This is a genomic window from Anaerococcus sp. HMSC075B03 (assembly GCF_001815585.1).
GTDB classification, from domain to species: Bacteria; Bacillota; Clostridia; order Tissierellales; family Peptoniphilaceae; genus Anaerococcus; species Anaerococcus vaginalis.
Window position 1 is genome coordinate 68,324 of sequence record NZ_KV821195.1, and the last position, 7,150, is coordinate 75,473.

Below are 7,150 nucleotides of genomic sequence, written 5' to 3' on the forward strand. Positions count from 1 at the left end.
TGTTATAATTAATTAAGGTGATTTAATGAGAATAGATAAATTTTTAAAAAATTCAAGAATAATTAAAAGAAGGCAGGTTGCAAAAGACGCTTGCCTAAATGAAAGAGTAAAAATAAATGGTAATATTGCCAAGGCAGGAAGTGATGTGGAATGTGGAGATATAGTTGAAATTTGCTTTGGAAAAAGCAATTTAAAAGTAAAAGTTCTTGACTTGATTGATGGTGCTAAAAAAAATGATGCAAGCGAAATGTATGAGGTTATAGATGAATAAATGTGAAAAATACCTTAAAAATAGGTCAAAAAAGAATAAAAGATTTTTGATGGGAAGTATCCTTGTTTTTGTATTGGTATTTGTTTTGTCAAAATCATTTAATAGCAAAGTAAATGCGCAAATTGTGGATTTAAATGCTAATATTAAAACAACAAACAGCAAAATTTCTAGCATAAGAGGAGAAATTGACTCTATAAAAGAAGACTATGAAAATAGAAATACAGATGAGTACAAGGAAAAAATAGCTAGAGAAAAATTAGGTATGATTAAGAAAGACGAATATGTGTACAAAGACGAAAATAATAAATAAGTTTAAGTCCACAATAGAAAAAAATAATCTAATAGAAAAAAATGATACCATAATTGTTGGAGCAAGCGGTGGTCCTGATAGCCAATTTTTAATTTATTTGTTAAATGAAGTAAAAGATTACTACAAAATAAATATAATTATTGCCCACCTAAATCATCTGCATAGGCTTGATGCAAATGAAGATGAAAAATTAGTTGAAAAAACTGGAGAGAAATTGGGATTTAAAACATTTATAGACCATAAGTCTATGGATGATTACGCAAAAAAAGAAAAAATTTCAGCGGAAAATGCTGGAAGAATTTTAAGGTATGATTTTTTCAGGTCAATAAAAAATAAATACGAAAATGCAAAAATAGCAGTTGCCCACAACAAAGACGATCAGGCAGAAACGGTTCTTATGAGAATAATAAGAGGATCAGGTCTTGATGGACTTAGGGCAATGGATTATAAGAACAAAGATATAATTAGACCAATAATGAATTTTACTAAAAGTGAAATTTTGGAATTTTTAGATGAAGAAAAAATTTCCTATCACATAGACTATACAAATTTGGAAACTGATTATACCAGAAATAAAATTAGACTTGAAATAATACCAGAAATCGAAAAAATAAATCCAAATTTCAAAAATTCTTTAATTTCCTTATCAGAAATTGCAAAAAGTGATTATAAAATTATTAGAAAAGTTGAAGACGAAAAACTTGAAAAAATTCTTATAAAAAAAGATACAAACCATATTTCTTTTGATAAAAATGAATTTGAAGAAATTTCAGATGCGTTGAAGGCAAGGCTTATAAGAAGAGCTATAGAATTTTTGTATGGAAATATCAATGATTTTTCAAAAACAAATATAGACGATTTTATAAAAATAAGGTCATTGGAAAATGGGAAAAAAATTATTAAAGATGATTTAATTTTTGAAAAAAATTATAGGTCTTATGATTTTTACATAAAAAGAAAAACTATTGAAAAAAATTTAAAAGAAACCTATATGAATTTAAATGATAAGAAAATTTTTGGAAATTATAAATTTAAAACAGCTCTTGTTTCTTATGATTTTTATAAAAATTCTAGCAAAAAAAATAGAGTTTTTTATAGTTTGGAAAATTTAGATGATATTTCAATAAAAATCAGGTATAGAGTAAATGGCGATTATTTTACCGCCATGAAAAATGAAAAAAGAAAAAAACTCAAAGATTTCTTTATTGATGAAAAAATTAATAGAAAAGATAGGGACAAAATTCCACTTTTATTTATAAACAACAAGCTAGCATGGATTGTTGGAAAAAGAAGAAGTGAGGATTTTAAAGTAAAATATGAAGATACGAATATTTTAATGGTAAGTGTGGAGGAGTTATGAAAATTGATTTAGAAGATGTAATAGACCAAGTACTAATTGATGAAGAAAGTTTAAATAAAAGAATAAAACAGCTTGCAGGTCAAATAAACGAATATTATTTAGACAAAAATGAGCTTGTACTTGTGGGAATTCTAAAAGGTTCAATTATGTTTATGGCTGAACTTTCCAAAAATATTAAATTAGATTGTACTTTAGAATTTATGGATGTTTCATCTTACGAAAATGGCACACAATCTTCAGGAAATGTAAAAATAATAAAAGATTTGGATACAGATATTACTGGAAAAGAAGTTTTATTAGTTGAAGATATAATAGATACAGGAAGAACATTAGATGCCTTGAAAGAGTCTTTAATAAAAAGAGGAGCAAATTCTGTAAAAATTATAACCTTACTTGATAAACCAGAAAGAAGAGAAATAGAAATAAAACCAGATTGGTCTGGATTTAAAATTCCAAATGAGTTTGTAGTTGGCTACGGACTTGATTATATGCAAATGTATAGAAACCTACCCTTTATTGGGGTTTTAAAAAGAGAAGTTTATGAGTAAAATAAAGATAGAAAAATGTTAAAATCTTATTAAATTTGGCTTTATTTCATTTTTTGAAAAAAGCCTTATTTTTTGAGTTGAAATAAAAATAGGAGGTAATATGAAACAATTTGACAAATTTATTATATTAATTTATGTAGGACTTATAGCATGGCTTGGATTTAAATTATTTAAAAGCAAAAAATCAGTTAAAAATTTACAAGGCGATGTAAAAAGTTTTGGAAAAAGATCATCAACTATGGAATATATTTTGTTTGGGCTTTTAATTGTAACAGGAGCTATAAATTTATTTCAAGGAATAAGAATGAAAAATCAAACAGGTCTTATGACAGCTTCTGTAATGATAGTTATGGGCTTAGTATTTTTTCTAAATACAAAAACAAAAATTTATATTGGAGAAAATGGAATCTTATTAAACGATTCATTTTATACTTACAAAGAATTAAAAAAATGGGGCTTTGATAAAGAACGTGGAAATTTGGTAGTAATTACTAGAAAAGACCATCAAGATAATCAAGAATCAGTCCAAGTTAAATTTGAAGATATTGAACAAATAAATACCCTAATAAGAAAATATAAATTAGGTAAATAATCTTGAAAAATCAAACAAGATGATGTATCATATTAGAGTTAATGTTGAGATTATAAAAATTTAGGAGAATATATGCTACTTGTAGTAGATGTCGGCAATACAAACACTGTGATTGGCGTTTACAATAAAAAGAAATTAAAAACAAAATTTAGAATTACAACAAATCAAATTGTAACAAGCGATGAAATAGTTCAAATTCTATATAATTTTTTGGCAATTCATAAAATTGATAAAGATAATATAGAAGATACAATAATATCATCAGTAGCACCCGATGTTTTATATTCATGGCAATCTGCAAATAGAAAATTTTTTGGAAGAGAAGCTATGATTGTAGGAATAGGCACAAAAACTGGAATTGATATAAAATATGATAATCCAAGAGAAGTTGGTGCTGATAGGGTAGTAGATGCTGTAGCAGCTTACGAAATGTATGGAGGACCTACAATAGTAGTTGATCTTGGAACTGCATCAACCTTCGATGTTGTAAATAAACATGGACAATATTTGGGAGGATCTATTGCACCAGGACTCAAAACAAGTCTTGATGCTTTGATAGATAGAACAGCTCAACTTCCAAGAATTGAATTGCATGATCCATCATCAGCCATTGCAAAAAATACATCAGAATCAATAAATGCTGGAATGGTTTTTGGATATATTGGTTTGATTGATGGAATAATAGAACAGTTGATAAAAGAAATTATTAAAAAAGAAAGTATCACAAAAGAAGAAATAAATATAGTTTCAACTGGAGGATATTCTGAATTATTGGCATCAGAGTCCAGATACATCGAAATTGTAGAAAATGACCTAACCTTAGAAGGTTTAAGATTGATTTATGAGAGAACAATTAAAAAATAAACAAATAATGTTGGCACCCTTGGCTGGGGTGAGTGATGTTGGTTTTAGATTGATTGCAGAAAAATACGGAGCAGACAAAACCTTTACAGAAATGATTTCAGTAAATGCTCTTTATTATGACAATAAAAAAACTGACGATTTGTTATTTATTTCAGAAAACGAAAAAAATTGTAACATACAAATTTTTGGTTCAAAACCTGAGCTAATAGAAAAGGTAGTAAAAGATAAAATAAATCCAATTGAAAAATCAAAAGAAATTTCTTTTAATATGGGCTGTCCCGTAGCAAAAATTACAAAAAATGGCGAAGGAAGTGCCCTTATGGCAAATCCAAAATTAGTTGAAGAAATTTGTAAGACTTTGAGAAAATCTACTGACAAAAAAATAAATATTAAATTTAGATTAGGAATTGATGATAAAAATTTAAATTATTTAGAAATAGGAAAAATCGCCCAAGATGCTGGAATAGATTATGTGATTTTACACGCAAGAACAAAACAACAGATGTATTCAGGAAAGGCTAATTGGAATCATATAAAAATATTAAAAGAAAATCTCTCAATTCCAGTTATAGCAAATGGAGATATATTTTGTGTAGAAGATTTTGTAAAAGTAATTGATAAAACAAAAGCTGATGGGGTAATGCTTGCAAGGGGAGCAATGGGCAATCCTTTTTTATTTAAAGAAATAAAAGATTATATAAATAAGGGATTTTATGAAAAGCCATCTTCAACACAAATAATTGACCAACTTATAGAACAATACAAATTAGAATTAAAATATAAAAAAGAAAAATTAGTAGTAACGCAAATGAGAAAACACCTATCATGGTATATAAAAGGACTTGAAAACTCAAGTAAAATTCGTGATTTGGTTAATAAATTAAATACAATTGAAGAAGTGATGGATGCCTTAGAAAAATATAAATCCACACTGAAAGGATGATAAAATGACAGAACAAAAAGAAGTAATTCTATCAAAAGAATACCTACAAAAATTACAAGACGAACTAGAATATTTAAAAACAAAAAGAAGACCAGAAATAGCAGAAAAAATTAAAGAAGCAAGATCTTTTGGAGATCTTTCAGAAAATGCTGATTATGATGAAGCTAAAAACGAACAAGGCGAAGTTGAATCAAGAATTGCAAAAGTAGAAGATATGATAAGACATGCCAAAACTTTTGAAGATTCTACAAATAAAGATGAAGTTAGCGTAGGAAGTAAAGTTTTAATTCACGATGAAGAATTTGATGAAGATTTGGAATATAAAATAGTAGGAACAGCTGAATCAAATCCACTTGAAGGATTTATTTCAAACGAATCTCCAGTTGGAGAAGCTTTGCTTGGAAAGAAAAAAGGCGATAAAGTAGAAGTTGTTACACCAAATGGAAAATGCTACTATACTATTAAAGAAATAAGATAGGAGTAAATATGGATAATAAAAATCAAGACCTTAACGAAATGCTTCAAATTAGAAGAGAAAAACTTGAAAATTTAAAAGCTGACGGCAAAAACCCTCACGCTATTGTAAATTTTAGAAATAGAAGTTTATCCAAAGATATAAAAGATAATTTTGAAGAATTTGAAGGGAAAATCGTAAGAGTTGCTGGAAGAATTATGGCAAGACGTGGCCATGGTAATATGAGCTTTATGGATGTTCAAGATTCTCTTGGACAAATCCAAGTTGTAAATCGTAAAAATATCATGGGAGATAATTTCAAAGAAACAAAAGGCTATGATATTGGAGATATAATTGGAATAGAAGGAAAAGTTTTCAAAACAAATCAAGGCGAAATTTCTATTGAAACAGAACACGCAGATCTTTTAACAAAATCTTTGCAAATTTTACCAGAAAAATGGCACGGACTAAAAGATACAGATATTAGATACAGACAAAGATATGTAGATTTAATTGTAAATCCAGAAGTAAAAGATGTTTTTGTACTTAGAAGTAAAATAATTTCTGAAATTAGAAAATTTTTAGAAAATAGAGGATTTTTGGAAGTTGAAACACCAATATTAAATACAATTGCAGGTGGAGCAAGTGCAAGACCATTTATAACCCACCACAACAGTTTGGATATTGGAATGTATTTAAGAATTGCATCAGAGCTTTATTTAAAAAGATTAATTGTTGGTGGATTCGATAAGGTTTATGAAATAGGCAGAATGTTTAGAAACGAAGGCATGGATGCAACTCATAATCCAGAATTTACAACAATGGAATTATATCAAGCCTATGGCGATTTTGAAGATATGATGGAAATTACAGAAACAATGGTAGAAGAAGTAGCAAACAAAGTAAAAGGAACTACCCTTGTAGAGTTTGATGGAAAAGAAATCGAATTAAAAACTCCTTGGAGAAGAATTTCTATGATTGATGCTGTAAAAGAATATTCTGGAGTGGATTTTAACGAAATTACAGAATATGAAGATGCAGTAAAAATTGCTAAAGAGAAAAATGTAGAAGTAAAATCAACAAGAGGCGAAATAATTGCAGAATTTTTTGATGAATTTGTTGAAGATAAATTAATTCAACCTACATTTGTAATTGATTATCCAGTAGAAATATCTCCACTTGCAAAAAGAAAAAATGATGATGAAAGCTTAACATATAGGTTTGAAGCTTTTGTAAACGGAGCAGAAATTGCAAATGCCTTCTCAGAATTAAACGATGCAGTTGATCAAAAACAAAGATTTTTAGATCAAGTTGCAAAAAGAGAAGCAGGCGATGACGAAGCACACATGATGGATTACGATTTTGTAAATGCTCTTGAAGTAGGAATGCCTCCAACAGGCGGACTTGGAATTGGAATTGACAGATTAATAATGATATTAACAGGTCAACGTTCAATAAGAGACGTATTACTTTTCCCAACAATGAAGCCAATAGGCTTAGAAAAGGCAGAAAATGGGGGTTTGTCAAAAGAAACTTACGAAACTTACGACAAACTTACGACAGAAGAAATTGACCTTTCAAAAGTGAAAGTTGAACCATTATTTGAAGATATGGTAGACTTTGAAACTTTCTCAAAATCTGATTTTAGAGTTGTAAAGGTTAAAAACTGCGAAGAAGTTCCTAAGTCAAAAAAACTTTTGAAATTTACATTAGATGATGGTTCTGAAAAAGAAAGAGTTATTTTATCTGGTATTAAGGAATATTACAGCGCAGAGAGCTTAATTGGAAAGACACTACTTGCAATTTGT

General features: G+C 28.2%; 9 protein-coding genes. All 9 read left to right on the forward strand.

Features of this window, described 5'->3' with window-relative positions; all coding sequences use genetic code 11:
* Window positions 1-25 precede the first annotated feature (25 nt).
* Entirely contained in the window at window positions 26-271 is a 246-nt protein-coding gene (locus HMPREF3045_RS06385; protein WP_004838385.1) for an RNA-binding S4 domain-containing protein, read from the forward strand.
* A complete protein-coding gene (locus HMPREF3045_RS06390) occupies window positions 264-581 on the forward strand; it encodes an FtsB family cell division protein (protein ID WP_070738073.1) in 318 nt (105 codons plus the stop codon). The genes HMPREF3045_RS06385 and HMPREF3045_RS06390 overlap by 8 nt, the downstream gene beginning before the upstream one ends.
* A complete protein-coding gene (gene tilS, locus HMPREF3045_RS06395; RefSeq protein ID WP_070738076.1) occupies window positions 553-1,941 on the forward strand; it encodes a tRNA lysidine(34) synthetase TilS in 1,389 nt (462 codons plus the stop codon). The genes HMPREF3045_RS06390 and tilS overlap by 29 nt, the downstream gene beginning before the upstream one ends.
* Window positions 1,938-2,489, forward strand: coding sequence for a hypoxanthine phosphoribosyltransferase (gene hpt, locus HMPREF3045_RS06400; protein ID WP_070738079.1), 552 nt, complete (start codon window positions 1,938-1,940; stop codon window positions 2,487-2,489). Before tilS ends, hpt begins: the two co-directional genes overlap by 4 nt.
* Before the next feature lie 100 nt (window positions 2,490-2,589).
* Window positions 2,590-3,081 (forward strand): DUF5673 domain-containing protein, encoded by a 492-nt coding sequence (locus HMPREF3045_RS06405; protein ID WP_004838389.1) that lies wholly within the window; start codon window positions 2,590-2,592, stop codon window positions 3,079-3,081.
* Window positions 3,082-3,153: 72 nt separating this feature from the next.
* On the forward strand, window positions 3,154-3,945 hold the full coding sequence (locus HMPREF3045_RS06410) for a type III pantothenate kinase (RefSeq protein ID WP_070738082.1): 792 nt from the start codon (window positions 3,154-3,156) through the stop codon (window positions 3,943-3,945).
* Window positions 3,923-4,888, forward strand: coding sequence for a tRNA dihydrouridine synthase DusB (dusB, locus tag HMPREF3045_RS06415; protein WP_070738085.1), 966 nt, complete (start codon window positions 3,923-3,925; stop codon window positions 4,886-4,888). Before HMPREF3045_RS06410 ends, dusB begins: the two co-directional genes overlap by 23 nt.
* Before the next feature lie 4 nt (window positions 4,889-4,892).
* Entirely contained in the window at window positions 4,893-5,366 is a 474-nt protein-coding gene (greA, locus tag HMPREF3045_RS06420; protein ID WP_004838392.1) for a transcription elongation factor GreA, read from the forward strand.
* 8 nt (window positions 5,367-5,374) lie between these two features.
* Window positions 5,375-7,150: lysine--tRNA ligase (gene lysS, locus HMPREF3045_RS06425; RefSeq protein ID WP_070738087.1), on the forward strand; the 1,776-nt coding region annotated here is incomplete at its 3' end.